This window comes from Kitasatospora sp. NPDC018058, assembly GCF_044327205.1.
Classification (GTDB): domain Bacteria; phylum Actinomycetota; class Actinomycetes; order Streptomycetales; family Streptomycetaceae; genus Kitasatospora.
In genome coordinates, this window is sequence record NZ_JBIRFA010000021.1 from 83,008 (window position 1) to 107,974 (window position 24,967).

The window sequence follows — 24,967 nt, forward strand, 5'->3', positions numbered from 1 at the left end:
ATTGGGCCGATCCCCCGGCGCCCCGCACGAGGAAGCCTGGAGGGGACGGCGCGCACGGCACCCGCCCGGCGCGCCCTGACATCGGACGATGATCCGGAAAGGCAGTCCAGCATGGCCCGTCGACCGCAGCACGAGTCGAAGGCGGCTCCCGAGAGCAGCAGCCTTCCCACCCCCGAGCCGACCGCCGTCGACCGCCTGGTGCGCAACGCGCTCGACGCGCTGGCCGCGTACGCCTCCTTCACCCAGGAACAGGTCGACCACATCGTCAAGAAGGCCTCGCTGGCCGCGCTGGAACGGCACACCGCGCTCGCGGTGCTGGCCGTGGAGGAGACCGGCCGCGGGGTCTTCGAGGACAAGGCGGTCAAGAACGTCTTCGCCTGCGAGAACGTCACCCATGTGATGGCCCGGACCAGGACGGTCGGGGTGGTGCACCGGGACGAGATCGACGGCATCGTGGAGATCGCCGAGCCGGTCGGCGTGGTCGCGGGCATCACCCCGGTGACCAACCCGACCTCGACCACGATCTTCAAGTGTCTGCTGGCCCTCAAGACCCGCAACCCGATCGTCTTCTCCTTCCACCCCTCGGCCCAGCGCTGCTCCGCCGAAGCGGCCCGGATCGTCCGGGACGCGGCGGTGGCGGCCGGCGCGCCGGAGCACTGCATCCAGTGGATCGAGGAGCCGTCGATGGCGGCCACCGAGGCGCTGATGCGCCACCCCGGTGTGGCCACGATCCTCGCCACCGGCGGCAACGCGATGGTCCGGGCTGCGTACTCGTGCGGGAAGCCCGCGCTCGGCGTGGGCGCGGGCAATGTCCCCGCGTACATCGAGCGCAGCGCGGACCTGAGGCGGGCGGTCAACGACGTGGTCCTGTCCAAGTCCTTCGACAACGGGATGATCTGCGCCTCCGAACAGGCGGTGATCCTGGACGCGGACATCCGCGACGCGGCGCTCGCGGAGTTCCGCCAGCTGAAGGCGCACCACGCGAGCGCTGAGGAGAAGGCGCTGCTGGAGCGGTACCTGTTCGGGGTGGGCGGGGGGACGTCGTGCGCGGGTGCGAGGCTGAACGCCGCGGTGGTGGGCCGCTCCGCCGCCGAGATCGCGGCAGAGGCGGGCTTCGAGGTGCCCGCGGACACCTCGGTGATCCTGGCCGACTGCGAGCGGGTCGGGCCGGCCGAGCCGCTGACCCGGGAGAAGCTGTGTCCGGTGCTCGCCGTGCTCACCGCGCACTCCCGCCGCGAGGGCGTGGAACTGGCCTCCGCGATGGTGGAGTTCGACGGCCTCGGCCACTCGGCCGCGGTCCACACCGAGGACGCGGCGTTCACCGAGGAGTTCGGGCACGCGGTGAAGGCCTGCCGGATCATCTGGAACGCGCCGAGCTCGCAGGGCGGGATCGGCGACGTCTACAACGCCTTCATGCCCTCGCTGACCCTCGGCTGCGGCAGCTACGGGCGCAACTCGGTGTCCGGGAACGTCTCGGCGCTGAACCTCGTCAACATCAAGCGGATCGGGCGGCGGAACACCAACATGCAGTGGTTCAAGGTCCCGCCGAAGATCTACTTCGAGCGCAACTCGATCAGGTACCTGGCGAGCATGCCGAACCCGCACCGGATCGTCGTCGTCACCGACCACACGATGGTCCGGATCGGGCACCTGGAGCGGATCCGCGGCGTCCTGGACCGGCGTCGGGAGCCGGTCGAGGTGCGGGTGGTCGACTACGTCGAGCCGAACCCGAGCATCGACACGGTGCGCCGGGGTGCCGCGCTGATGCGGGAGTTCGAGCCGGACACGATCATCGCGGTGGGCGGTGGCTCGCCGATGGACGCCGCCAAGGTGATGTGGCTGATGTACGAGCACCCGGAGGTGGAGTTCGCCGACCTGAAGGAGAAGTTCTTCGACATCCGCAAGCGTGCCTTCACCTTCCCCGACCTCGGCGAGAAGGCGAAACTGGTGTGCGTCCCGACCACCTCGGGCACCGGCAGCGAGGTCACCCCCTTCGCGGTGATCACCGACACCGCCACCGGCCAGAAGTACCCGCTCGCCGACTACGCGCTCACCCCGAGCGTGGCCATCGTGGACCCCGCGCTGACCACCGGGCTGCCGAAGGACGTCACCGCGGACACCGGCTTCGACGCCCTGACCCACTGCATCGAGACCTACGTCTCCGTCTACGCCAACGACTTCACCGACGGACTCGCCCTCCAGGGCATCCGGCTGATCTTCGACCACCTGGAACGGGCCGTCACCGCGGGCGCGGACGACCCCGTCGCCCGGGAGAAGATGCACAACGCCGGCACGATCGCCGGGATGGCCTTCGGCTCCGCCTTCCTCGGCGCCGTCCACGCCATGGCCCACACCCTCGGCGCCACCTTCCACGTCGCCCACGGCCGCACCAACGCCCTCCTGCTGCCGCACGTGATCCGCTGGAACGGCACCGCCCCGGCCAAGGTCACCGGCTGGCCCAAGTACCAGTACTACACCGCCCCGGAGCGCTACCAGGCCGTCGCCCGGATGCTCGGCCTGCCGGCCGCCACCCCCGAACAGGGCGTCGAGTCCCTCGCCTCCGCCGTGGAGGAACTGCGCGACAAGGTCGGCATTCCGCGCTCCTTCAAGGCCGTCGGCGTGGACGAGGAGGCTTTCCTGGCGGCCCTGCCGCAGCAGGCGATGAACGCCTACGAGGACCAGTGCGCCCCCGCCAACCCCCGCATGCCGATGACCGCCGACATGCAGCAGCTGATGCGCCGGGCCTACTACGGCGACCAGGCCTGAGAAGAGGACACCGACATGACCACCTCGCAGCAGGAAAACACCACGAGCGCCTGGGCCGGCTTCAAGGGCGGACTCTGGCGGGACGCGATCGACGTCCGCGACTTCGTCCAGCACAACTACACCCCGTACGAGGGCGACGCCGCCTTCCTGGCCGGCCCCACCGAGCGCACCCTCGCGGTGTGGCGGCGGATCACCGACCGCTTCCCCGAGGAGCGCGCCAAGGGGGTCCTCGACATCGCGTACGACGTCCCGTCGAGCATCACCGCGCACGCGCCCGGATACATCGACCGCGAGCGGGAGCTGATCGTCGGCCTGCAGACCGACGCCCCGCTCAAGCGCGCGATCATGCCCAACGGCGGCTGGCGGATGGTCGCCGGAGCCCTGAAGACATACGGCTACCCGGTCGACCCGGTTCTGGAGAAGGTCTTCACCGAGTACCGCAAGACCCACAACGACGGCGTCTTCGACGCCTACACCCCCGAGATCCGGGCCGCCCGCAAGGCCGGCATGATCACCGGCCTGCCGGACGCCTACGGGCGCGGCCGCATCATCGGCGACTACCGCCGGGTCGCCCTCTACGGCGTGGACCGGCTGGTCGAGGCCAAGCTCGCCGAGAAGGCCGAACTCGACCCTGCCCCGACCGACCCGGCGCGGCTGGAGGAGACCATCCGCGAGCGCGAGGAACTCGCCGAACAGATCCGGGCGTTGGGCGAGCTCAAGGAGATGGCCTCGGCGTACGGGTACGACGTCTCGGGCCCGGCCGCGACCGCCCGCGAGGCGATCCAGTGGCTCTACTTCGCCTACCTGGCGGCGGTCAAGGAGCAGAACGGCGCGGCGATGTCGCTCGGCCGCACCTCGACCTTCCTCGACGTCTACCTCCAGCGCGACCTGGCCGGTGGCATCCTGACGGAACGCCAGGCCCAGGAGCTGGTGGACGACTTCATCATCAAGCTGCGGATCGTCCGCTTCCTGCGCACCCCCGAGTACGACGAGCTGTTCTCCGGGGACCCGACCTGGGTCACCGAGTCGATCGGCGGCATGGGCGCGGACGGGCGGACGCTGGTCACCCGGACGTCCTTCCGCTACCTGCAGACCCTCCACAACCTGGGCCCGGCGCCCGAACCCAACATGACGGTCTTCTGGTCGCCGCAACTGCCCGCGGGATTCAAGGAGTTCTGCGCCCGGGTGTCGATCGACACCTCCTCGGTGCAGTACGAGTCCGACGAGCTGATGCGCCCGCGCTTCGGCGACGACACCGCGATCGCCTGCTGCGTCTCCGCCATGGAGGTCGGCAAGCAGATGCAGTTCTTCGGCGCCCGGGTCAACCTCGCCAAGACCCTCCTCTACGCGATCAACGGCGGCCGGGACGAGCTGACCGGCGCCCAGGTCGGCCCGGCCACCGAGCCGGTCGGCGGAGCGGTGCTCGGCTACGACGAGGTACTGGCCCGCCTCGAGGAGCAGTTGGAGTGGCTGGCCGGGACGTACGTCCACGCGCTGAACGTCATCCACTACATGCACGACAGGTACGCCTACGAGCGGATCGAGATGGCGCTGCACGACCGGGACGTCCGGCGCACCATGGCCTGCGGCATCGCCGGACTCGCGGTGGCCGCCGACTCGCTGTCCGCGATCAGGTACGCCGAGGTCAGGCCGGTACGGGACGAGACCGGCCTGGTCACCGACTACCTGGTCGACGGCGACTACCCGGCGTACGGCAACAACGACGACCGGGCGGACGAGATCGCGGTCCGGCTGGTCGAGGACTTCATGGCGAAGGTGCGCAAGCACCCCACCTATCGGGGCGCCGAACACACCCAGTCCGTCCTGACCATCACCTCCAACGTCGTCTACGGCAAGAAGACCGGCAACACCCCGGACGGACGGAGGGCCGGCGAGCCCTTCTCCCCCGGCGCCAACCCGATGAACGGGCGTGACGCCCACGGCTACGTGGCGAGCGCGCTGTCCGTCGCCAAACTGCCGTACGAGCACGCCGAGGACGGCATCTCGCTCACCAACACCGTCACCCCGGACGCGCTCGGCCGCACCCCCGAGGAGAGGATCCGCAACCTGGTCGGCGTGCTGGACGGCTACACCACCTGCCACGGCTTCCACATGAACGTCAACGTCCTCGACCGGGACACCCTGCTGGACGCCATGGACCACCCGGAGAAGTACCCGCAGCTCACCATCCGGGTCAGCGGCTACGCGGTCAACTTCGTCCGGCTCACCCGGGAGCAGCAACTCGACGTGATCGGCCGCACCTTCCACGACGCCCTGTAGTCCTCGCCCCCGCTCGCGGTGCCGACGCCTCCCCGACCGAGGGCGTCGGCACCGCGCCCCCGCAGGAAGAGCCCCCATGCCCCCCACCGCCAAGCCCCCGGTCACCGGCGTGCTGCACTCCTGGGACCTGTCCACCGGCGTCGACGGCCCCGGCACCCGCTTCGTCGCCTTCCTGGCCGGCTGCCCGCTGCGCTGCCTCTACTGCCACAACCCCGACACCCGGTCGATGCGGCACGGACGGCCCTGCACGGCCGACGAGATCGTCCGGGAGGCCGCCAAGTACACCGCCTTCATCCACGCCTCCGGCGGCGGCGCCACCATCAGCGGCGGCGAACCGCTGCTCCAACCCGCCCTCACCGGCGAGCTGTTGCACCGCCTCAAGCACGAACTCGGTCTGCACACCGCGCTGGACACCTCCGGCTTCCTCGGTGCCCGTGCCACCGGCGCGCTGCTCGCCGACACCGACCTCGTCCTGCTCGACATCAAGTCCTGGGACCGCGCCCGCTACCGCCACCTGACCGGGCAACGGCTCGCCCCCACCCTGGACTTCGCCCGCCGCCTCGCCGACCTCGGCACCGAGGTCTGGGTCCGCTTCGTCCTCGTCCCGCACCTGACCGACCTCGCCGCCGACGTCGAGGGCGTCGCCGCCTTCGCCGCCTCGCTCGGCAACGTCACCCGGGTCGACGTCCTGCCCTTCCACAAGCTGGGCGCCCCCAAGTGGCGCGCACTCGGCCTCGACTTCCCCCTGGCCGAGACCCCGGTGCCCACCCCGGCGCAGGTCGCCGAGGCCCGATCGGTGTTCGCCGCACACGGACTGCACGCGGTCTGAACATCGGTGCCGGCCCGGAGCCCGCGCGGCGCATCGCCGCTCGCCGTCCTCGTTCACCCCGACGTGGCCGGGCGCAGGCGCCTGCGGATGTGGCGAGGAACTCGACGCCCGGATCGACGCCGACGGCCTCACCCCGCCGCAGGCCGCCGACCGCTACCTCACGGCCCGCCCGTAGGCGGCGCGCCGACCGGGCGGTCCGAGACGAGACCCGCTCTGCCGCAGGTTCCGTCGGGGCGCCTACGACGACAGCGGTGGGGACTGCGCAGGAGCGTCGGCACCTCCGTGGCGCAGCGTCTCCAGGGACGAGCCGCGTCGGCGCCGGACCAGCTCGCGCAGGGTGCTGACGTTGCGGTAGCCGACCCGGCCGGCGATGGCCTCGGCGCTGAGCGTGGTGGTGCGCAGCAGGAAGGTGGCCTCGTCCAGTCGGATGTCCTGGACGAAGTCCAGGGGTGATCTGCCCAGGACGGTCTGCGCGGTGCGCTGCAGGGTCCGCTGGCTCACGCCGAGCGTGCGGGCGGCTTCGGCCAGCGGGGGCGGATCGGCCAGGTGTGCGCGGGCCCACCGTTCGAAGGCGGCCATCAGCGGGTCAGCCTGGGCCAGCTGGGTGGGGAGCGCGAAGGCGGCCTGCGACGGCCGGTCCCCGATCAGCAGGTACCGGGCGACGAGGGCGGCGAGGGCGGGGCTGTACCGCTGCACCGCCCACAAGGCGAGGTCGATGTGGGCGAAGGCCGCACCCGCGGTGGTGACCGGGCCGTCCTGGATCAGCGTCCGTGAGTCCTCCAGCACCACACCGGGGTACCGGGCGCGGAAGGCGGGGCCCAACCACCAACTCGTCGTCGCACGCTTGCGTTCGAGCGTGCCCGACTCGGCCAGGAAGAACGCTCCGCTGCACGCGGCGGCCAGCGGGGTTCCGGCGGCGGCGGAGGCGGCGGCGAGGTCGAGCAGCCAGGCGTTGGCGGGCTCGCGGACCGCCGCGACCACCCGGTCGGGGGCCTGGAAGCCCACCGCCGGCATCAGCAACAGGTCCGTCCCGTGCGGGAGTTCCCCGACCGGAACGGTCGCCAGGCTCAGCCCGTTCCCGGTGCGGACCTGCGGTTCGCCGCCGACCACGGTCATCGAGAACGGCGGCGCGCCACCGTCCCGCGCGCTCAGCGAGTTCGCCGCGCCGAGCACGTCCATGATCGCCGAAAGCCCCGAGTCGAAGACACCGTCCACCGCCGCCATCACAATCCGCATGGCGCAAACGGTACTCGAAACGTCGTTTCCGCCGCTCGCGGCAGATCGACCGTGGCCATAGCGTCTTTCCCGGGCCGGAATTCCACTCTCCGGCCCGCCACCGCGAAGCCACCCGAGGCATCGCGGACTCCCACCTCACCATGGAGATCCCGTCATGACCCTGAAGCTCGGAGTCCTCGCACTGCTGACCGCCAAGCCGGGCAAGGAAGCGGACCTGGCCGCCTTCCTGGACGCCGGCCGCGCCGTCGTCGAGGACGAACCCGGCACCCGGGTCTGGTACGCGTTCCAGGTCGACGGCGCGACCTTCGGCATCTTCGACGCCTTCGCCGACGAGGACGCGCGCCAGGCCCACCTCACCGGTCGCATCCCCGCGGCCCTGTCCGAGGTCGGCCCGGAGCTGCTCGCCGCCGCGCCCGACATCCGCCTGGTCGACGTCCTCGCGGTCAAGAACGCCTCCTGAAGGCGCTGCCGCCGCGGCCGGCCCCTGCGCCGGGCGCGGCGGCGACCCGAAGGCCCGTGCGACGTCCCGCGCCCGGCCGCGACGGTGACTTCCCGGCCGGGAGCGGCTACACGGATCGCGGAGGTGCGGCCGTCGGTCACGGCGCGATGCCGGCACCGGAGCCGTCGGCAGGCAACGGCTGCGACACCACCCGTTCGCTCAGCGGGAGTTCGACGCCGCAGGAGTTCGGCACTGCGACGTCGGTGGACGGCTTTGCGGCGACCGTCGCCCCCTCGCGTGCCCCTCGCGCGAGACGGTTCATGCGCTCTTGAGGTGCGCCAGCGTGGCGATGAGGCGGTCGGCGATGTCCGGAGGCCACGGGAAGGCGACCGTCACGGCCCTCTGGTGCGCCAGTCCGTGCAGGCCCAGCCAGAGGGCGACGGTGTCCGCGTGGACGTCGGTGCTGGCGGCCTGGCCGGCGGTGACGCACGCGCCCAGGGTCTCGGTGAACAGTTGCAGGGATGCCTGGCCGACGGCTTCCACGTCGCCCGCCGTCACGGTGGTGCCCTGCAGCGCGGGCACCCAGAGGCCGCCGAACATGGTGCGGTACCGCTCGGGGTGGTCCTGGGAGAACCCCAGGTAGGCGCGGCACACGGCGAACAGTCGCTGCCGGGGGTCGGCGCCGGCCGCGTCCAGGGCCGCGCGCAGCTGCGCCTCCAGTTGATCGAAGGCCTGCCTCACCACGGCCAGCATGATGGCCGGTTGATCGGGGAAGTGCCGGTAGATCGAGGGCGCAGCGATCCCGACGCGGCGGGCGACGGCTCGCAGGGTGACGGCGGTTTCGCTGCCGGCCTCGTCGAGGAGTTCGACCGCCGCGGCCACGATGTCGTCGCGCAGGCGGGCGCCTTCCCCTCGGCGGTTGCGGGGGCGGGTGGGTGTCGCGCTCGGTTCGTTGCCCATGGCGTGAGCTTACAGGTGAAAACTTACAGAGCCAAGCTCTTGTACGACCTAGGATTACATGTGTAACTTTACGGCCGTACCCACAGTTGAGCCGATACGGAGCACGTCATGAACCACACTGTCGTCACCCATGCCACCGAGGTCGTCCTGCCCGGCACCGTCGACGCGAGCGGCCTCCGGGTGCGCACCCGCGACCTCCCGCCGCCCGCCGCGGGCCGGGTCCTGCTGCGGATGGACGCGACCGGCGTGTCCTTCGCCGAGCAGCAGATGCGTCGCGGCAAGTACTACGACCAGCCGCCCTTCCCCTTCGTGCCCGGATACGACGTGGTCGGCACGGTGGTCGCCACCGGCCCGGACGTCGACACCGCGATGATCGGACGGCGGTTCGCCGCCGTCACCAAGACCGGCGCCTGGGCCAGCTTCCTGCTGCTCGACGCCGCCGATCTGGTGCCCGTGCCGGACGGCGTGACGGCCGCCGACGCGGAGACCGTCGTGGTCAACGGGGTGACGGCCTGGCAGATGCTGCACCGGACCGCGAAGGTGCCCGGAGGCGCGACGATCGTGGTCCTCGGCGCCAACGGCGGAGTCGGGTCGACACTCGTGCAACTGGCCCGGCGCGCGGGGATCACGGTGATCGGCACGGCGTCGGTGCGACACCACGACACGGTCCGCGCGTTGGGCGCGATCCCGGTCGACTACCGTGACCCGTCCGTGTACCAGCGCATCCGGGAGCTCGCGCCGCACGGCGTGGACGCGGTGTTCGACCACGTCGGCGGCGCCGGACTGAAGGACTCGTGGCGGCTCCTTCGCCGCGGCGGGGTGCTGGTGTCCTACGGCACCGCCGCCACCAAGGACGAGGACGGCAACTCGCGGCTCCCGGTGCTGAAACTGTTCACCCGGCTGGCACTGTGGAACTTCCTGCCCAACGGCAAGTCCGCGCACTTCTACAACTTCTGGGCGGGCAAGCGGCGCCCGGACGCCTTCCGCACCCGACTGCGCGAGGACCTCACCCAGGTGCTGGCGCTTCTGGCCGACGGTACGCTCACCGCGCAGGTCGCCGCGCGGTTCCCGCTGGACGAAGCCGCGGCGGCGCTCGCACTGGCCGAATCACGCACCGTCGCAGGCAAGGTCGTCATCGTTCCGTAGGTATGCCGGTCGCGGACGCGCCGCGGCCCCGACGGGCGGACGTCCACGTTCCGCCCCCCGGGCCCGCGCGCGGGATCGCGCACTGTCCCGATCCCGGCCTCCTACGCCGCGACGGGGTCGCCCAGCGGTCTCCCGCCACAAGTCGCCTTCTACATGCTGAGACCTGCCCTCGCCGCATGGACGAGCAACCCGGCGAACCCATGCGGTCACAGCACCGACCCCTGTCAGGCCTTCAGGGCGCCGAGCGGCAGGTACCGGGCCGACCCCTCCTCGGCGAAGAAGTCCAGCAGCAACCTGCTGACCAGCTCGGGCTTCTCGATCGGCGCCGCGTGCGAAGTGCCGGGCAGCACCGCGAGTTGGGCGTCGGGCAGCGCCTTGACCATGGCGGCGCTGTGCTCGATCCGCACACCGTCGTCGTCACCCTGCATCACCAGCACCGGCATGGGCAGCCCGGCCAGGGCGTCGAGCCCGATGTCGGGCTCCTCGCGCCACATCTGCAGCCACTTCTCGAAGACCACCGGGAAGTGCCCGGGCCCGTCCGGCGAGAGCGGCTCGTACTGCGGGCGGAACATCGACTCCAGCAACCCTGTGTTGGCCTCGTCGACCAACGCCAGGTCCGCCTCAGTCCCGCCGTCGCGGCAGACTCCGGTGCTGATCAGCACCAGCTTGCGGACCAGGTCCGGGCGGCGCAGTGCGAGCCGCAGAGCGACCGTGCCACCGGCGCTCCAGCCGACCAGATGCACCGGCCCGACACCCAGGGCCGCCAGCAGGGCCTCGGTGTCCTCGGCCATCAGCTCGCTGCTGACCGGCCCCGGCAGGTCGTGGGTCCGCCCATGCCCGCGCCGCTCGGGCGCGTAGACCCGGTACCGCTCAGCCAGCGCGGCGAGTTGACCGAACCAGCTGTCGGCGGTCACCCCGCCGCCGTGCAGCAGCACGACGGGGTCGCCCTCGCCGAGCACCTCGCAGTAGGTCCGCAGACCGTTGACCGTCACGTACTCCCCCATGCCCCGCGCCCTTTCCCGGTGACCACTTGAGCTTTGCTCGGGTACAGCCTACTCAAGACACTTGAGCTAAGCTCAAGTCCCGTGCGACTCAATCGGGAAGACGTCATTCGCAACGCGGTCGAACTCCTCGACGAGGTCGGGCTGGATCGGCTGACCACGCGCGCCCTGACCACCCGGCTCGGTGTGGCCCCCGGTGCGCTCTACTGGCACGTGCGGAGCAAGGCCGAGCTGCTGGGCGCGATCGCGGCCGAGATCATGCGGCCAGCGTTCACCGATCCGCATCGAGGGCAGGGTGATTGGGCGGAGCAGACCGCCGCGTTCGCACACCGCACCCGCCGAGCCATGCTCGCCCACCGTGACGGCGCCCGGGTGGTCGCGGGCCATCTCCCGCTCACCCCGGATTCCCTGGAAGCCACCGAGGCGGGCCTGGCCCTGCTGCGCGCCACCGGCCTGCCACTCGCCCGAGCAGCTCACTTCGGGCATACCGTGGCCTGCTACGTGACCGGCTTCGTCCTCCAGGAGCAGGCCGCACCGCCCATGGCAGCCCCGATGCCCGAGATCACCAAGGAGCACCACCCCAACCTGGCGCGGTGGACGGCCGAGAAGCCGTCTGACAGCGAGCAGTCCTTCATCGCCGGCCTTGACCTCATCCTGGGCGGCCTGCGGGCGAGCGGTTCAGCTCGGCCGCAGGAATTCCCGGATCCGGGCCAGGGTGTCGCTGGTGCTCGTGTGCACGTGACCGGCCATGCCGAGTGACCGCGCGGTCGCGACGTGTCCCGGAGTGTCGTCGATGAAGAGGGTCTGGGTGGGACGGGTGCCCAGTCGGCAGGCACTTCACCTGCCCGTCCGGCGTCGGGCTCCCTCGGCATCCTGCGTCTCGGCTCCGGCCGGCCGCCCCTTCGTCCCGTCCCCGGCGGCGACGGCTTCAGGCCGGGTCTGCGGGGGTGTCCGCGAGGCGGGACTCGATCTCTTCCAGGATCGGCCGGTAGGCCTCCTCGGCCGCCCGCATCCGGGCCCGGCACTCGGCGAACAGCCGCCGGGAGCGGGTCTTGCGGCCGGGCATCAGGTCCTAGCGACGCAGGCGCACCGTGCGGTGGTCCACCATGAAGCCGACCTTGCAGCACCCCGCGACATCGCCGGTTCAACCTCGGCAGTCGGCCTCCGGCAGCGGGGATTCGCCGTGCCGACGTCGTGCGGAGGCTTCCGTGCCTGGTTTCCCGGGGCGGTTTCGCTCGGCCCATGCGGCCACCGGAGGCCCGGCCGCGCCCAGGCCCGCGAAGAACGCTCCGAGGAAGAGCCATCCCGTGTGTCCGAGCGCGAGGACCGCTCCGGTCAGGATCACCGGGGCGAGGGCTTGGCCGGCGTCGAAGCCGATACCGAAGAGGCCCTGGTATTGCCCTTGGGCGTGGTCGGGTGCGAGACCGAAGCCGAGCGCGAAGCCGCCCGACGACTCCCACACCTCTCCGACGCTGTGGACGCACACGGCGAGGACGGCGAGCGCCGGTGCGACCCACGCGGGAACATCGGCGGTCAGTGCCATCAACGGACAGCTGATGAGGAACAGCAGCCCGGCGAGGCGGAAGGCGCGGCCGCCCTGCCGTGGGGTCTCCACCTTGGCGCCGAGTCTGCTCTGGAGCAGCGCGCAGACGCCGCTGTTGATCGCGTAGACCGCTGCCACGGTCCAGCGCGGTGCGTCGGTGTGGGCGGTGAGCCAGATCGGCAGCAGTAGGGAGACGGTCTGGTACTGCAGGCCCATGGCGCTGTAGAGCGCGACGAAGGACAGGTACGGCCGGTCGGCCAGGACGGACCACTGCCGGTGCTCCTCGGGCCGGGGCAGAGGCCGGTAGTCCGGGACGCCCAGGAACGCGATCAGTCCGGCACAGGCGAAGCTGGCGGCGTTCGCGAGGATCAGCCCGGTGTAGGCAGGGCGCGTGTTGATCTGGATGGCGCAGGCCGCGCCCAGGGTGCCCACGACGACGCCGAGATTGACGAAGGTCCGGAGTCTGGCCCGGAAGGCGGCGGGGCGTTCACCGCCGGCTCTCGCGATGAGCGCCCCGCCCGCGGCGCCGCCTGCCGTGGCAGCCAGCCGGTCCACAGTGGCGACGAGCGTGAACGCGAGCCAACTGTCGATGAGGACGAAAGCCGCCATGGTGGCGGCCTGCAGGGCGAGGGCCGTCAGCCAGATCGTGCGTGGCCCGTACCGGTCGGCCAGATTCCCCGCCGGTACGCCGGCCGCCAAGCCGCTGAGGCCGGCGATCGTCAGACCCGCTCCCACCTGTGTGGCGGGCAGGTGCACCACGCACGTGAAGTAGAGGACGGCAGCGGTGTTGAAGAGACCATTGCCCACCCTGTTGACGAAACTGGCGGTGATCAGCGCTCGCTGCGGACCGAAAGTCGGCTCGCCGCGCACCCGCCGCCCGGACCCCCTCCTGATCATGTCGCTCAGGCTAGCAGGGGCACATCGTGTGCGGTCGACCTGACCCGGCCCGTGTGTCCGCTCCGCACGATACGGTTCATAGTCTCGCAACTGGAGGTGGGGCATGGGTCGTTGGGGAATCGGGACGGGGCACGCCAAGCTGCGCCGGCGTCGGGCCGAACGGCAGCGTCTGGCCGCCGAACAGGGCTGGGACTTTCGCGAGGAGAGCCCGGAACTGGCCGAGCGCTGGCGCGGCGCGGTGCTCTCCGACGGCCGCGACGCCGTGCCCCGGGCCCGGTTCGCGGTCAGCGGCACGCTCGACGGCCACCGGGTCACCGTGTTCGACTGGGTCGACGGTCAGCCCGGCCAGGACACACGCGCCGTCTCCTTAGTCGAACTCCCCTGCCCGCTCCCCCTGGTGGTGGTCTCCCGCCACACGCTGGGCGTCGACACACTGCTGCCGCTGCTGCGCCGTCAGGTCCGGGAGACACCCGGCCACCACCTGTACGAGAGCGGCGACCCCGAGTACGACGCCGTCCACCTGGTCGACACCACCGACCTCGACGTCGCCGGACGCCTGCTGACCCACGCCGTCCGGGAGTTCGCCGACGACCGCCGCTGGCTGGAGTGGCGTGTGGACGACCGCTGGCTCTGCCACGTCGGCAGCCCGGGACTCGCCGCGGAGACCGAGCAGCCCCTGCCCGTCCTGCGCTCCCTGATCCGGCTCGTCGAACTCGCCGACCCGGCCTTGTGGGGGGAGCACCGCCTTGCGCGGACGCCCACCGCCTTGACCACCCCGACCGACGAAGCGCCCCGGCCCACGGTCACCGGCCCGACCGCCATGTACCTCGGTGGGCCCGCCCACACCGGCGTCTACCCCGAGGCCGCGACCCCGCCCGGCTTCCGGCCCTGGAGCGTCCGCCTGCCCGACCGCCCCAGCTCGGCCCCCGCCGTCTGCGCCGGGACCGTCTACCAGACCGCCGGCCAGCACTGCTACGCCCTGGACGCCCTCACCGGCGAGCTGCGCTGGAGGCATCACGTACCGGACCGGCTGATCACCACCCCGGCCGTCGCGGGCGACACCGTCTACCTGGTCGGCGAGGACGGCCTGCTGCGTGCGGTCGGTACGTCCGACGGCGTCGAGCGCTGGAACACCCGCGTCGGCGCCTCGTCCGCGCCCACCGTCGCCGACGGCGTGGTCTACACCGTGACCACGTCGGTGTTCACGCTCCGTCACACCCCCTCCAGCACGCTGGTCGCGACGGACGCGCGCACCGGCCGGCCGCGGTGGCAGCAGCACCTGCGGGACGGCTCCTGCTCCGCGGCCACGGTGGCCGAGGGCCGGGTCTACGTGACGGGTGTCAAGGGGCAGTTGGGCGCCTTCAGGGTGGAGGACGGCGAGCGGGTCTGGTACGACGACAACGCCGAGCGCTACCTGGCCTTCTGCGCACCCAGCGTCGCGGACGGCACCGTGTACATCGGCACCGGCGCCGGCCTGGCCCACGCCTTCGACGCGGCCACCGGCAAGCAGCGCTGGGGTATGGAGGTGGGTGGCAGCGCGATCGACCGCAGCCCGGCGATCACGGACGACCTGCTCCTCATCGGCGACTTCCAGACCGGCGTCCACGCCCTGGAGAGGGCCACCGGCATCCGGCGCTGGTACCTCCCGGGACCGCACGGGGCCTCCGCGGTCACGGTCAGCGGCGCCAACGCCTGGGTGGTCAGCTCGGCCCGCAACCGCGGGCTGCTGCGGATCGACCCCGCCACGGGCACGGTGCGCTGGCGACGGACTCTGGACGCCACGGCCAGCAGCCCGGTCTACGCGGACGGCGTGGTGTACGTGGCCACCGTCAAGGGCACGGTCCTGGCGGTCGACGCCCTGACCGGCCGCCGCCCCGCCCGGCGGCAGCGCAGGCGGCGGATCGCCTGACGACTCCCCGACCTCCTCGACGCCCTGTCCGCACCGGCGAGGCGGGCGCCCCGGCGGCGCCGGTCACCATGCGCTGATGACCGGCGCGTCGGGTTCGCGCTGCCGCCAGGCCTCGTTGAGGCGCGCGAGCCGGTCCGCGGCGGCGATGCCGCGGAGGGACGCGACCTTGCCGTCGCTGACGTCGAACACCACGGCGCCCACGACCCGGCCGCCGACGACGGCGAGGACGGCCGGGGAGCCGTTGACCAGTGCGATGTGCATCGCGGGGGAGCCGCCGGCCAGCCGCCGCTTCGCCGGAGTCGGCTTGAAGCCGGCGCGCACGCACACGGCGACGCGCTCGCGCGTCTCGTACCGCAGCAGCCGCCTCGCCAGTCCGGCGCCGTCCGAGACCATGGTCACGTCGGTGGTGAGCATCGCCACCAGTCGTTCGGTGCGCCCCGACGTGGCGGCGGCGAGGAACTCCTCGACGATCCGACGCGCGGACGCCGGGTCCACCTCGTCGCCGCCGCGGCGCTCGGCGGCGACCCGGCGTCGGGCCCGGTGGACGTGCTGCTGGCTCGCGGACTCGGTGATGCCGAGGATCCCGGCGATCTCGGCGTGGGGGTACGAGAACGCCTCGCGCAGGACGTAGGCGGCCCGCTCGACCGGCGAGAGGCGCTCCATGAGGGTCAGTACGGCCAGGGACACCGATTCGCGCTGCTCGAAGGTATCGGCGGGGCCGAGCATCGGGTCGCCCGCGAGGAGGGGCTCGGGCAGCCAGTCTCCGACCGCGCGCTCATGGCGCGCCTGCGCCGAGCGGAGCCGGTCGAGGCAGAGGTTGGTGACGACCTTGGTCAGCCACGCCTCCGGCACCTCGACCCGGTCGCGGTCCGCGGCCTGCCAGCGCAGGAAAGCGTCCTGCACGGCGTCCTCGGCATCGGCCGCCGAGCCGAGCAGGCGGTACGCGAGCGAGGCCAGCCGGTCCCGGCCGGCCTCGAACCTGTCGATGGCTGCACTGTCCATGCGGAACAACCTACGCGGCGACCGTCACACCGGCCCGGCCGGGCACGATGACCAGGCGGCGCCTGCGAGTCGGGATGCCGAAGGTCGGGTGGGCGACGCTCCATCCGGACCCCTTGAGCACACCCGACTTGAGCCGCGCGGCCGTCCGCCCGCCCAGGTACCAGGACTTCGACCGGACGTCCCCGTCCACCATCTGGAAGATCGCGTCCCGCCGCCCCAGGCTGATGTGGTTGCCGTAGTACTTCAGCCCGACGGTCGGGACCTTGCTGTCCGTCAGGCGCGCGATGATCGCGGCTGTCGCCTGCATGTTGGTGAAGCCGGCCGAGGCGCAGGACATCGGCAACGGACGGCCGTTCTCGCCGATCGCGTAGGCGCAGTCGCCGGCGGCGTAGACGTCCGGGTGCGAGACCGAGCGCATGGTGCGGTCGACGACGATCTGGCCGGTCCCGGCGACCTCCAGGCCGCTGGCGGCCGCGATGGGGTGCACGGCGAATCCGGCGGACCACACGGTCACGTCGGCCGGGATGGACCTACCGTCGGCGGCGATCGCCCGTGTCGGCTCGACCGCTTCGACACCGGTGTGCTCGTGGACGACGATGCCGAGCCGGTCGAAGGCCTGGCGCAGGTGACGGCGGGCCTTCGGGGAGAGCCAGGCGCCCAGCTCGCCGCGGGCGGCGAGCGCGACCGAGAGGTCGGGCCGGGACTCGGCGAACTCGGCGGCGGTCTCGATGCCGGTCAGCCCCTCGCCGACGACCAGCACGGTGCCGCCCTCGCCCAGTTGCGCCAGACGCTCGCGCAGACGCAGTGCCGAGGAGAGGCCCGTCACGTCGAAGGCGTACTCGGCCACGCCGGGGACGCCGTGGTGGGCCACGGAGCTGCCGAGCGTGTAGAGCAGCGTGTCGTACGCGAGCTCGTCGTCCCCGCCCTCACCGCCCTCGCCGCCCTCGTCCGTCACGGCGACGGTCCTGGCGTCGGAGTCGACGCCGGTGACGCGCGCCAGGCGCAGCCGCACCCCGGTGCCCGCGAACACGTCGGCGAGCTTGCGGAACGCGAGGTCCTGGCCGACCGCGAGCTGGTGGAGCCGCATCCGCTCGACGAAGTCGGGCGCGGCATTGACGACGGTGATCTCGGTGTCGTCGGGCAAGAGCCGGCGGGCCAGGTTTCCGGCGGCGAAGGCCCCGGCGTATCCGGCGCCGAGGACGACGATGCGGTGCTTCATGGTGTTGCTCCTGTCTCGTTCGCGTGCCCCTTGAGTTCGCGCGCCCCTTGAACGAGACAGCGCCCCGATTGCTGACAGGGGCCGGGTGTGACGCCGGTCACCGAACTGGGACGAGCGGCCGGGGGTTACGGCCGGTCGGCCCAGCGCGCCGGTGAGCCGTGGGCCCGGCCGGGTGGCGCGCCTATCGTGGGCTGGTGACCGATCATCGCGCTGTTCGGCCCGTTGCCGCCCGGACGGACTACCTCCTGGCCGCCTTCGCCTTCGCCGTCTGCATGATCGGCACCACCCTGCCCACTCCGCTGTACGGGCTGTACCAGGAACGGATCGGCTTCTCCGAGCTGACGGTGACGGTGGTGTTCACCGTCTACGCCTTCGGCGTCATCGGTGTCCTGCTGCTGGTCGGCAATGTCTCGGACACCGTCGGGCGCCGCCCCGTCCTGCTCTGCGGGCTCGTCTTCGCGGCCTGCAGCGCCGTCGCCTTCCTGGCCGCGGACAGCGTGCCGCTGCTCTGCCTCGGCCGTCTGCTGTCCGGCCTGTCCGCGGGCCTGTTCACCGGCACCGCCACGGCGTATGTGCTGGAGCTCGCCCCGCCACGGCACCAGGGCCGCGCGGGCTTCGTCACGACCGCCGCCAACATGGGCGGCCTCGGCTGCGGACCGCTGCTGTCGGGTCTGCTCGCCCAGTACGCGCCCCACCCCCTGGTGCTGCCGTTCGCCGTGCACCTGGTGCTGATCGCCGCGTCCTTCGGTCTCCTCCTGGTGTTGCCGGAGACCGTCGCCGGCGCCCGCCCGCTGCACACCGCGCGGCCCGACCGGCCCGACTTGCCGCCGGAGGTCCGGCAGGTGTTCGTCCCGGCCGGGATCGCCGCCTTCGCCGGATTCTCCCTCCTGGGCCTGTTCACCTCGGTCAGTCCCGCGTTCCTCGCCGAGGGCCTGAACATCCACAACCGCGCAGTCGTCGGTCTCATCGTCTTCGTGACCTTCCTCGCCTCCACCCTCGGCCAGCTCCTCGTCCCCCGACTGGGCACCGCACGGGCGGTCCCCCTGGGCTGCCTGGTGCTGATCGCCGGGCTGGCGCTGCTGGCGAGCTCGCTCGCCTGGGCCACTCTCCCGCCCCTGGTGCTCGCTGCGCTGGTGGGCGGCGCCGGCCAGGGCATGGGCCTGCGTGGCGCGGTGGGCGAGGTCGCCGCCGCGAGCCCCGCCGAGCACCGCGGCGGCGCGCTCTCGGCACTCTTCGTGGTCGCCTACTTCGGCATCTCGATCCCCGTCATCGGCGTCGGCCTGCTCGCCGCGCCGCTCGGCCTGGCCGACGCAGGCCTGGTCTTCGCCGCCTGCATGGCCCTCCTCGCCGCCGCCTCCGGCGCCTACCTGCTGCACCGGGCGAGCACCGACGCCTGAGCCGCGACCTGAACCGTGGCCGCCGGGAGTCCCCCACCGGGCAGCGAGGCGGACTGTTCATTTTTCAACTATACTGCGGCGAGTCACCGGCCAGGCGATACGCCGCATCCGAGGAGGAACCATGGAGCAGTCCGTCACCGACAACACCGAGAAGTCCCGCTTCGAGATCCACGACGCCGGAGAACTCGCCGGTTTCGCCGAGTACCACCGCTCCGAGGGCGAGATCGCCTTCATCCACACCGAGATCGACCCGCGCTTCGAGGGCCGCGGACTGGGCGGCCGACTCGCCCGAGCAGCCCTGGACACGGCCCGCGACCAGCACCTCGCCGTCCTGCCCTACTGCCCCTTCATCCGTGGCTGGATCACCAAGCACCCCGAGTACACCGACCTCGTCCCCACCTCCCACCGGGCCCGCTTCGGCCTCTGAGCCTCGTCGACCGGCCAACCGCCCCACCGGTTCCGGGAGTCGGGCCTCCCGACCGCGCATCGCCCCGACGTGCGGGGCGAGGGCGGCGGGGGCCGAGCCGATGGGCGGCGGACCCTCGACCCCGCCGGGGACGCTCACCCCCGGCAGGGTCGTCGTTCCTTGCGACATCCATGGAGGCGGTGCACTGGAACGGCCCTGCGTGGCTGATTGACTCCCCCTGGGCGGACCCGGAGGCTGAGTCGATCTGACATCACGTCAGATCACTTCGCTGAGGAGGTTTGCTGTGGGACAGAGGTCCACTCCCCGACGCACCGGACTCCTGCTGGCCCTGCTCGGAACGCTGGCGTACCCGTGGTCGTAGGCGTAGACGTGGTTGAAGCGCACGTCGGTGAGCGTGCCCGCGCGGGCCAGTTGCACGGCCGCGTCGGTGATCGCCTTGTGGGTGTCGGTGGCCTCGAGCCAACCTGCGGTGAACTTGTGCGAGGCGCGCACACTGCACAGACGCGATCGGGTAGCCCGTCGGGCTGGTCTGAGTACCCGTACTCAGGCCGGCCCGGCCGTGGCCGCCGGAGCATGGGGGCATGCAACCAGCAGCGACACCGAGGATCGGCATCACCGCCGTCGGCTCCCACCTTCCGGCCCGGCGGATCACCTCCCAGCAGCTCCAGGACGAGGTCACCGCGGGCGGCCGACTCGCCCTGCCGGAGCGGATGTTCGAGAAGGCGACCGGCATCCGTACCCGGCGCTTCGCCGCCGAGGAGGAGTACGCCTCCACCCTCGCCCTCGGCGCCGCCCGGCGCGCCCTCGACGCCCGCGGCCTCGACCCGCAGGACGTGGATCTGCTGTTGTTCGCCTCCGCCACCCGGGACGTCTGCGAGCCCGCGACCGCCCACATCGTGCAGGCCGAACTCGGCACCCGGGCCCACGCGTTGGATGTCAGCAACGCCTGCAACAGCTTCCTCAACGGGATCGACCTGGCCCGCGCGATGATCCTGGCCGGACGGGCCCGGCGCGCCCTGGTCGTCACCGGCGAGACGCCCAGCCGCGCGATGCGTCGCGACCCGTCCGGCGCCGCCGAGTTCCGTGACGGCTTCGCCGGCTACACCTTCGGCGACGCCGGGGCGGCCGTCGTCGTGGAGGCGGTCGAGCGCGGGGGCATCCTCCACGTCGAGACCGAGACCGCCTCCGAGCACTGGGAGGCCGGCGGCATCCCCGGCGGCGGATCGCGCCACCCGCGCGGCGACGAGTACAGCTACTTCCGGGGCGGCGGCAAGGAGTTGCGCGGGATCTTCGAGCAGATCGGCCCCGCCGTCCTGGCCCGCCTCGCCGCCCGTACCGGCCTCGGCTGGGACGACTACGCCCGGGTGCTGGTGCACCAGGTGACCGTCCCGTACCTGGAGCGCTTCGTCGAGCTGACCGGGGTGCCGGCCGGGAAGCTGGTGCTCACCGTGCCCGAGCTGGGCAACATCGCCAGCGCCACGCTCGGCGTCCAACTCGACAGGATACGAGCGGAGTTGCTTCCCGGCGACAAGGTGCTACTGATCGGCCTCGGCGGCGGCGTCAGCCTGATGACCATGGTCTGGGAGGCGTCGTGACGCTCTGGGTGATCATCCCCGCGTACCAGGAGGAAGCCCGGATCGGCGCCACCCTGCGGGCCCTCGCCGCCCAGCGGGACCGGGAGTTCACGCTGCTCGTCGCCGACAACGGCTCCACCGACGGCACGGTGGACACGGTCCGCGCCTTCGCCGCCGACGCGCCGTTCCCCGTCGAGGTGTTGGTCGAACCGGAGAAGGGCGTCGGCTCGGCGGTCGACACCGCCTTCCGGTACGCCATCGCGCACGGCGCCACCCTGCTCGCCCGCACCGACGCCGACTGTCTGCCCGAGCAGGGCTGGACGGCCGCCGCCCGGGCCGGCCTGCGCGCCTGCGGCGGGCTGGTCTGTGGCCGCGTCACCGCCCGGCGGGACGAGCACGGACCGGCAGGGCGGGCGGTGTTCCGGCTGCTCGTCGCGCTCGGCGCGCTCTTCGGCCGGATCCGACCCGCCCACCGCCGACGGCACGGCTACCTCGCCCCGTACCGGATGCACGCCGGGAACAACATGGCGATCACCGCCGAGCTCTACCAGGCCGTCGGCGGCATGCCCCGGCGTCCCTCGCCCACCGACCGGGCATTCCTCAACCGGGTCCGCCGGCACACCACGGCGGTCGTCCGCCGCCCCGACATGGTCGTCCAGAACTCCACCCGCCGGATCCGCGCGTACGGCGTCCTCGGCACCGCCCGCTGGTACCTGGAGCGCGGCGCCGGCCCGCACGCCGTCGACGTCCGCTGACGCCACACACGCCACTGAGGAAGCCCATCATGCTCGACCGGCTCGCCCACGCCCTGCGCACCGACCACCCCGACCGGCCCGCCGTGCTGCACCACACCCGCACCGGCGCCACCAGGACCGCGATCCGCCGCGGCGAACTCGCCGACCTCGCCGACGGCTACGCCGCCGCCCTGCACGCCCGCGGCCTCTCCCCCGGCGCCACGGTCGGCGTCGCCGTCCGGCCGGGCCCGCGCGCACTCGCCGTGATGCTCGCCGCACACCGGCTCGGCCTGCGCATCGCCGTCCTCGACCCGACCGCGGGCCCGGACGTGCTCGCCGCCCGGCTCGGCCTCGCCCGGCCCGACCTGGTCCTGGCCGACGCCGCCGCCCAGGCCCTGGCCGGCTGGGCCGGACCGCTCGCCCGGCGCGCCGACCTCGCACTGCCCCGACTCGCCGCCCTCGGCCCGGTCGCCACCCTCGGCCGCCGGCTGCCCGGCTGCGCGCCCCGGCTCCGGCCCGCCACCGCCCCCGTGCCGGCCGGGCGCGACGAACGCGACGGCGACGCCGTGATCGTCTTCACCTCCGGCACCACCGCCCGCCCGCGCGCCGTCGTCCACACCCGCGAGGGCCTCGCCGCCGGGCTGCGCACCGTCGCCGACCTGGTCGCGCCGCAGCCCGGGACGAGCGTCCTCGGCGGCACCTTCTTCGTCCTCGTCCCCGCCCTCGCCGCCGGCGCCACCGTCGCCCTCCCGGCCCGCAGACCCGAAGCCCTCGCCCGCCAACTGGCCCGACTCGCCCCCGCCCACACCTACCTCACCCCGCCCCAGCTGCGCACCGCCCTCTCCGCCGGAGCCCGCTTCAGCGGCCGGGTCTGGACGGGCTCCGCACCCGCCGACGCCGCCCTGCTGCACCGCGTCAAGCAGGCCGGTGCCGAACAGGCCTGGAGCGTCTACGCGTTGACCGAGCTCTTCCCCGCGGCCGCCGTCGAGGAATCGGACAAGAGCGCCCACGACGGGGACGGCGACCTCGTCGGCCACCCGCTGCCCGGCATCCGCGCCCGCCTCGCCGACGACCGCGAACTCCTGCTCACCGGACCCGGCGCCCGCCACCGCTACCTCGGCGAGGAACCCGACCCCTGGATCCGCACCGGCGACCGCGCCGCCCTCACCCCCGACGGCCGGATCGTGCTCGCCGGCCGTCTCAAGGACATGGTGCTGCGCCGCGCCGAGAACATCTACCCAGGCCTGTACGAGCCGGCGCTGCACGTCCCGGGCGTCGAACTCGCCCTGCTCGTGGGCGTTCCGGACGGGCACGGCGACGAACGGCTGGTCGCGCTCGTGCAGCCCGGGCCCGGGGCGGATCCGCGGCAGCTGCGCGCCGCGCTGAGCATCCCGCTCGACCGCATGGGCTCCGCCCGGCCGGACGCCGTCCTGTTCGGCACCGTCCCGCTCGCGGGCCGCTCCCGCAAGCCCGACCGGAGCGCCGCGTCCGCCCACTGCGCACGGGAGTTGGCCCGATGAACCCGCCCGACCGCACACCCGCCGCTTCCAGGGCCGCCGCTCCCGGGGCCGCCGCTCACCGCGACGCCGCTTCCCGGGACGTCGCGGCCCTGGCCGCCGCCTCCCGCCGGGCCCGCCGCCGCGACCGCCGCGTCTACCTGCGCAGTCACCCCGTACTCTTCGCCCTGCTCTGCGCCACCCGCCACCGCCCGGTCCTGCGGCTCGGCCGCACCCTGCTGGTCCACGGCACCGACGCCTTCCACGAGGCTCTCACCCGCGTCCCGATGCAACGCACCGCACCCGGCACCACCGGCGGCGCGGCCGCCCGGCTCACCGACGGCGGCCTGCTGTTCGACCAGGACGGCGGCGACCACCGCGCCGCCCGCCGCACCCTGGCCGCCGACCTCGACACCGCCGCCCGCGCCCGCATCCGCCCGCTCTGGCAGGCCGTCCTCGCCGCACGCGTCCCCGATCTCGCCACCGGGCACCTCGAACTCGTCGACCTCGTACGGGAGCTGGCCGGGACCACCGCCGCCGCCCTGACCGGTGCGGACACCCCGGCACGTCGACTCGCCCACGCAGCGGCCGAAGCCGCCGCGACAGCAGCCCGTGACCACTTGCCCGGCCCGCGCGCGGGCCGTGCCCGTGCCGCGGCCGACGCCGTCGACGCCGCGGCCCGTCTCACCGCCCTGCTGCCCGACGCACGCGACGCCATGGTCGCCGTCGCCGCCGTCAACACCACCCTCGCCGCCGTGCCCCGCGCCGTCGCCTGGTGCGCCGACGCCCGCCTGTGGCCCGCCGTCGACGAGACCAGCGCACCCCGCCTGGCCGCCGAACTCCTGCGTCTGACCGCGCCCTCACCGCTGCTGCCCAGGGCGGCCGCGGCCGACGCCACCCTCGCCGGACACCCGGTACGGGCCGGTGACCGGCTGATCCTCGTCGCCCGGCACGCCGCCCACGCCCACCGCAGCGTCCCGGCCGGCCATCCCGCCGCCACCCAGGCCGTCTTCGGCGCCGGACCGCACGCCTGCCCCGGCGCGGGCCTGGCCCGCACCCAACTCGCCGACGTGCTCCTCGCGCTGGCCCCCCACCGCCCGGTCGTCGCCCGCGCCCGGGTCGACCGCCGATCCGCCCTGCCCGGCTACGCCGAACTCACCCTCCGACGGGGAAGGTCCTGATGCGCATCGCCGTCACCGGCGCCACCGGCTTCTGCGGCGCCCACCTCGCCCGCACCGCCGCCGCCCTCGGCCTGGACGTCACCTGCCACGGCCGCCGCCCCGGACCGGTCGGCCACCACCGTCCCTGGGACGCCACCACCACCGACCCCGACTTCACCGGCACCGACCTCGTCGTCCACTGCGCCGCCGCCGTCGCCGACCTGCCCCCGGGCCACCCCGCCGAAGCCCACCAGCACGCCGTCAACGTCACCGGCACCGAGCGCGTCCTGCGCGCCGCCGCCGGCCGACCCGTCGTCCACGTCAGCAGCGCCAGCGTCTACGACCCGCGCGCCACCGCCCCCGTCCTCACCGAGGACCACCCCACCGCCACCGGCCACCTCAACGCGTACGGCCGCACCAAGGCCGCCGCCGAACGACTCGCCCTCGCGGCCGGCGCCGTCGTCCTGCGCCCCCGCGCCGTCTACGGCCCCGGCGACCCGCACCTCCTCCCGCAGCTGCTCGCCCGCGTCCGGCACGGCCTACTGGCGCTGCCCGGCCGCGACATCCCACTCAGCCTGACCGCCGTCGCCAACCTCACCGACGCCTGCCTGGCCGCCCTCGGCCTCACCGGCACCCCGCCCTGGCCGCCCGGCGCCTACAACATCGCCGACGCCACCCCCTACCGCCGCGACGACGCCCTGCGCCACGTCCTCACCGTCCACCGCCTCCCCGCCCGCATCGCCCACCTCCCCGCACCGCTCGCCCGCCTCGCCGCCCGCACCACCCGCATCCCCGGCCTCACCCCCTACACCGTCGACCTCCTCACCCGCAGCGTCGTCCTCGACCTCACCCGCGCCCACACCCAGGGCTGGCAGCCCGCCCACGGCCTCGCCGGGTACCGCCCGTGACACCCGGCCGGAGCGAACCGCCACGCGCTCGCCCCGCGCGTGAA

Annotated in this window: 22 protein-coding genes and 3 pseudogenes; 15 read left to right on the plus strand and 10 right to left on the minus strand. The window is 73.2% G+C overall.

What is annotated here, in order from left to right:
• Positions 1-111 precede the first annotated feature (111 nt).
• The 3 genes from adhE (at position 112) to pflA (ending at position 5,875) form a co-directional block, all read left to right on the plus strand.
• Positions 112-2,766, plus strand: a complete 2,655-nt coding sequence (gene adhE / locus ACH4E7_RS27755) for a bifunctional acetaldehyde-CoA/alcohol dehydrogenase (RefSeq protein ID WP_396251779.1) — start codon at positions 112-114, stop codon at positions 2,764-2,766.
• Positions 2,767-2,781: 15 nt separating this feature from the next.
• Entirely contained in the window at positions 2,782-5,046 is a 2,265-nt protein-coding gene (gene pflB / locus ACH4E7_RS27760) for a formate C-acetyltransferase (RefSeq protein ID WP_396251780.1), read from the plus strand.
• 76 nt (positions 5,047-5,122) lie between these two features.
• The gene (gene pflA / locus ACH4E7_RS27765) at positions 5,123-5,875 is read left to right on the plus strand and encodes a pyruvate formate-lyase-activating protein (protein ID WP_396251781.1); all 753 of its coding nucleotides are present in this window, start codon (positions 5,123-5,125) and stop codon (positions 5,873-5,875) included.
• Positions 5,876-6,112: 237 nt separating this feature from the next.
• Here the strand turns inward: pflA and ACH4E7_RS27770 are convergent, their stop codons facing one another.
• Positions 6,113-7,111 carry a GlxA family transcriptional regulator gene (locus ACH4E7_RS27770; protein WP_396251782.1) on the minus strand — a complete coding sequence of 333 codons (999 nt, stop codon included), beginning with the start codon at positions 7,109-7,111 and terminating at the stop codon, positions 6,113-6,115.
• A gap of 154 nt (positions 7,112-7,265) precedes the next feature.
• Between ACH4E7_RS27770 and ACH4E7_RS27775 the strand changes: the two genes are divergently transcribed.
• Positions 7,266-7,571, plus strand: a complete 306-nt coding sequence (locus ACH4E7_RS27775) for a putative quinol monooxygenase (protein ID WP_396251783.1) — start codon at positions 7,266-7,268, stop codon at positions 7,569-7,571.
• 136 nt (positions 7,572-7,707) lie between these two features.
• Here the strand turns inward: ACH4E7_RS27775 and ACH4E7_RS27780 are convergent, their stop codons facing one another.
• Both ACH4E7_RS27780 and ACH4E7_RS27785 read right to left on the minus strand, forming a co-directional pair.
• Positions 7,708-7,872, minus strand: a complete 165-nt coding sequence (locus tag ACH4E7_RS27780) for a hypothetical protein (protein ID WP_396251784.1) — start codon at positions 7,870-7,872, stop codon at positions 7,708-7,710.
• A complete protein-coding gene (locus ACH4E7_RS27785; RefSeq protein WP_396251785.1) occupies positions 7,869-8,510 on the minus strand; it encodes a TetR/AcrR family transcriptional regulator in 642 nt (213 codons plus the stop codon). The genes ACH4E7_RS27780 and ACH4E7_RS27785 overlap by 4 nt, the downstream gene beginning before the upstream one ends.
• Positions 8,511-8,618: 108 nt before the next feature.
• Between ACH4E7_RS27785 and ACH4E7_RS27790 the strand changes: the two are divergent.
• Positions 8,619-8,960 (plus strand): annotated as a pseudogene (locus ACH4E7_RS27790) (alcohol dehydrogenase catalytic domain-containing protein); the annotation flags it as partial.
• An 83-nt stretch (positions 8,961-9,043) separates the two neighbouring features.
• Here ACH4E7_RS27790 and ACH4E7_RS27795 read toward each other — a convergent pair.
• Positions 9,044-9,151: pseudogene (locus ACH4E7_RS27795) on the minus strand (hypothetical protein); the annotation flags it as partial.
• Here ACH4E7_RS27795 and ACH4E7_RS27800 point away from each other — a divergent pair.
• A pseudogene (locus ACH4E7_RS27800) lies at positions 9,105-9,656 on the plus strand (zinc-binding dehydrogenase); the annotation flags it as partial. The pseudogenes ACH4E7_RS27795 and ACH4E7_RS27800 overlap by 47 nt on opposite strands.
• A 224-nt stretch (positions 9,657-9,880) precedes the next feature.
• Here ACH4E7_RS27800 and ACH4E7_RS27805 read toward each other — a convergent pair.
• Positions 9,881-10,660: an alpha/beta fold hydrolase gene (locus ACH4E7_RS27805; RefSeq protein ID WP_396251786.1), complete on the minus strand. Its 780-nt coding sequence runs from the start codon at positions 10,658-10,660 to the stop codon at positions 9,881-9,883.
• A gap of 81 nt (positions 10,661-10,741) precedes the next feature.
• Between ACH4E7_RS27805 and ACH4E7_RS27810 the strand changes: the two genes are divergently transcribed.
• Complete coding sequence (locus ACH4E7_RS27810; RefSeq protein ID WP_396251787.1) at positions 10,742-11,416, plus strand: TetR/AcrR family transcriptional regulator C-terminal domain-containing protein; 675 nt, start codon at positions 10,742-10,744, stop codon at positions 11,414-11,416.
• A gap of 169 nt (positions 11,417-11,585) precedes the next feature.
• Here ACH4E7_RS27810 and ACH4E7_RS27815 read toward each other — a convergent pair whose 3' ends face one another.
• A complete protein-coding gene (locus tag ACH4E7_RS27815) occupies positions 11,586-11,723 on the minus strand; it encodes a hypothetical protein (RefSeq protein ID WP_396251788.1) in 138 nt (45 codons plus the stop codon).
• A 78-nt stretch (positions 11,724-11,801) separates the two neighbouring features.
• The gene (locus tag ACH4E7_RS27820) at positions 11,802-13,202 is read right to left on the minus strand and encodes an MFS transporter (RefSeq protein WP_396251789.1); all 1,401 of its coding nucleotides are present in this window, start codon (positions 13,200-13,202) and stop codon (positions 11,802-11,804) included.
• Between ACH4E7_RS27820 and ACH4E7_RS27825 the strand changes: the two genes are divergently transcribed.
• Positions 13,201-15,006, plus strand: coding sequence for a PQQ-binding-like beta-propeller repeat protein (locus ACH4E7_RS27825; RefSeq protein WP_396251790.1), 1,806 nt, complete (start codon positions 13,201-13,203; stop codon positions 15,004-15,006). The genes ACH4E7_RS27820 and ACH4E7_RS27825 overlap by 2 nt on opposite strands.
• A 63-nt stretch (positions 15,007-15,069) precedes the next feature.
• Here ACH4E7_RS27825 and ACH4E7_RS27830 read toward each other — a convergent pair whose 3' ends face one another.
• Both ACH4E7_RS27830 and ACH4E7_RS27835 read right to left on the minus strand, forming a co-directional pair.
• Positions 15,070-16,008 carry a sigma-70 family RNA polymerase sigma factor gene (locus ACH4E7_RS27830; protein ID WP_396251791.1) on the minus strand — a complete coding sequence of 313 codons (939 nt, stop codon included), beginning with the start codon at positions 16,006-16,008 and terminating at the stop codon, positions 15,070-15,072.
• Positions 16,009-16,018: 10 nt separating this feature from the next.
• Positions 16,019-17,227, minus strand: a complete 1,209-nt coding sequence (locus tag ACH4E7_RS27835; protein ID WP_396251792.1) for an NAD(P)/FAD-dependent oxidoreductase — start codon at positions 17,225-17,227, stop codon at positions 16,019-16,021.
• 191 nt (positions 17,228-17,418) lie between these two features.
• Between ACH4E7_RS27835 and ACH4E7_RS27840 the strand changes: the two genes are divergently transcribed.
• Positions 17,419-18,624: an MFS transporter gene (locus ACH4E7_RS27840; protein ID WP_396251837.1), complete on the plus strand. Its 1,206-nt coding sequence runs from the start codon at positions 17,419-17,421 to the stop codon at positions 18,622-18,624.
• 121 nt (positions 18,625-18,745) lie between these two features.
• Positions 18,746-19,051 carry a GNAT family N-acetyltransferase gene (locus ACH4E7_RS27845; protein WP_396251793.1) on the plus strand — a complete coding sequence of 102 codons (306 nt, stop codon included), beginning with the start codon at positions 18,746-18,748 and terminating at the stop codon, positions 19,049-19,051.
• A gap of 255 nt (positions 19,052-19,306) precedes the next feature.
• On the opposite strand, the gene ACH4E7_RS27850 is transcribed toward ACH4E7_RS27845, so the two are convergent.
• Positions 19,307-19,543 carry a hypothetical protein gene (locus tag ACH4E7_RS27850; RefSeq protein ID WP_396251794.1) on the minus strand — a complete coding sequence of 79 codons (237 nt, stop codon included), beginning with the start codon at positions 19,541-19,543 and terminating at the stop codon, positions 19,307-19,309.
• Positions 19,544-19,632: 89 nt separating this feature from the next.
• On the opposite strand from ACH4E7_RS27850, the gene ACH4E7_RS27855 reads away from it, so the two are divergent.
• Genes ACH4E7_RS27855 through ACH4E7_RS27875 form a run of 5 tightly spaced genes read left to right on the plus strand, consistent with a single transcriptional unit; the run spans position 19,633 to position 24,923 of the window.
• The gene (locus ACH4E7_RS27855) at positions 19,633-20,646 is read left to right on the plus strand and encodes a 3-oxoacyl-ACP synthase III family protein (RefSeq protein ID WP_396251795.1); all 1,014 of its coding nucleotides are present in this window, start codon (positions 19,633-19,635) and stop codon (positions 20,644-20,646) included.
• A complete protein-coding gene (locus tag ACH4E7_RS27860) occupies positions 20,643-21,380 on the plus strand; it encodes a glycosyltransferase family A protein (protein WP_396251796.1) in 738 nt (245 codons plus the stop codon). The genes ACH4E7_RS27855 and ACH4E7_RS27860 overlap by 4 nt, the downstream gene beginning before the upstream one ends.
• A 29-nt stretch (positions 21,381-21,409) precedes the next feature.
• Positions 21,410-22,879 (plus strand): class I adenylate-forming enzyme family protein, encoded by a 1,470-nt coding sequence (locus tag ACH4E7_RS27865; RefSeq protein ID WP_396251797.1) that lies wholly within the window; start codon positions 21,410-21,412, stop codon positions 22,877-22,879.
• Complete coding sequence (locus ACH4E7_RS27870; RefSeq protein ID WP_396251798.1) at positions 22,876-24,036, plus strand: cytochrome P450; 1,161 nt, start codon at positions 22,876-22,878, stop codon at positions 24,034-24,036. The genes ACH4E7_RS27865 and ACH4E7_RS27870 overlap by 4 nt, the downstream gene beginning before the upstream one ends.
• Positions 24,036-24,923: an NAD-dependent epimerase/dehydratase family protein gene (locus ACH4E7_RS27875; protein WP_396251799.1), complete on the plus strand. Its 888-nt coding sequence runs from the start codon at positions 24,036-24,038 to the stop codon at positions 24,921-24,923. The genes ACH4E7_RS27870 and ACH4E7_RS27875 overlap by 1 nt, the downstream gene beginning before the upstream one ends.
• Positions 24,924-24,967 lie beyond the last annotated feature (44 nt).

What these genes read in the sequence shown, in the direction of transcription:
- adhE (WP_396251779.1), top strand. Translation starts at nt 112, where the DNA reads ATGGCCCGTCGACCGCAGCACGAGTCGAAGGCGGCTCCCGAGAGCAGC.
- ACH4E7_RS27875 (WP_396251799.1), top strand. Translation starts at nt 24,036, where the DNA reads ATGCGCATCGCCGTCACCGGCGCCACCGGCTTCTGCGGCGCCCACCTC.
- ACH4E7_RS27780 (WP_396251784.1), bottom strand. Translation starts at nt 7,872, where the DNA reads ATGAACCGTCTCGCGCGAGGGGCACGCGAGGGGGCGACGGTCGCCGCA.
- pflB (WP_396251780.1), top strand. Translation starts at nt 2,782, where the DNA reads ATGACCACCTCGCAGCAGGAAAACACCACGAGCGCCTGGGCCGGCTTC.
- ACH4E7_RS27785 (WP_396251785.1), bottom strand. Translation starts at nt 8,510, where the DNA reads ATGGGCAACGAACCGAGCGCGACACCCACCCGCCCCCGCAACCGCCGA.
- ACH4E7_RS27825 (WP_396251790.1), top strand. Translation starts at nt 13,201, where the DNA reads ATGGGTCGTTGGGGAATCGGGACGGGGCACGCCAAGCTGCGCCGGCGT.
- ACH4E7_RS27815 (WP_396251788.1), bottom strand. Translation starts at nt 11,723, where the DNA reads ATGCCCGGCCGCAAGACCCGCTCCCGGCGGCTGTTCGCCGAGTGCCGG.
- ACH4E7_RS27870 (WP_396251798.1), top strand. Translation starts at nt 22,876, where the DNA reads ATGAACCCGCCCGACCGCACACCCGCCGCTTCCAGGGCCGCCGCTCCC.
- ACH4E7_RS27830 (WP_396251791.1), bottom strand. Translation starts at nt 16,008, where the DNA reads ATGGACAGTGCAGCCATCGACAGGTTCGAGGCCGGCCGGGACCGGCTG.
- ACH4E7_RS27835 (WP_396251792.1), bottom strand. Translation starts at nt 17,227, where the DNA reads ATGAAGCACCGCATCGTCGTCCTCGGCGCCGGATACGCCGGGGCCTTC.
- ACH4E7_RS27845 (WP_396251793.1), top strand. Translation starts at nt 18,746, where the DNA reads ATGGAGCAGTCCGTCACCGACAACACCGAGAAGTCCCGCTTCGAGATC.
- ACH4E7_RS27770 (WP_396251782.1), bottom strand. Translation starts at nt 7,111, where the DNA reads ATGCGGATTGTGATGGCGGCGGTGGACGGTGTCTTCGACTCGGGGCTT.
- ACH4E7_RS27805 (WP_396251786.1), bottom strand. Translation starts at nt 10,660, where the DNA reads ATGGGGGAGTACGTGACGGTCAACGGTCTGCGGACCTACTGCGAGGTG.
- ACH4E7_RS27775 (WP_396251783.1), top strand. Translation starts at nt 7,266, where the DNA reads ATGACCCTGAAGCTCGGAGTCCTCGCACTGCTGACCGCCAAGCCGGGC.
- ACH4E7_RS27865 (WP_396251797.1), top strand. Translation starts at nt 21,410, where the DNA reads ATGCTCGACCGGCTCGCCCACGCCCTGCGCACCGACCACCCCGACCGG.
- ACH4E7_RS27820 (WP_396251789.1), bottom strand. Translation starts at nt 13,202, where the DNA reads ATGCCCCACCTCCAGTTGCGAGACTATGAACCGTATCGTGCGGAGCGG.
- ACH4E7_RS27855 (WP_396251795.1), top strand. Translation starts at nt 19,633, where the DNA reads ATGCAACCAGCAGCGACACCGAGGATCGGCATCACCGCCGTCGGCTCC.
- pflA (WP_396251781.1), top strand. Translation starts at nt 5,123, where the DNA reads ATGCCCCCCACCGCCAAGCCCCCGGTCACCGGCGTGCTGCACTCCTGG.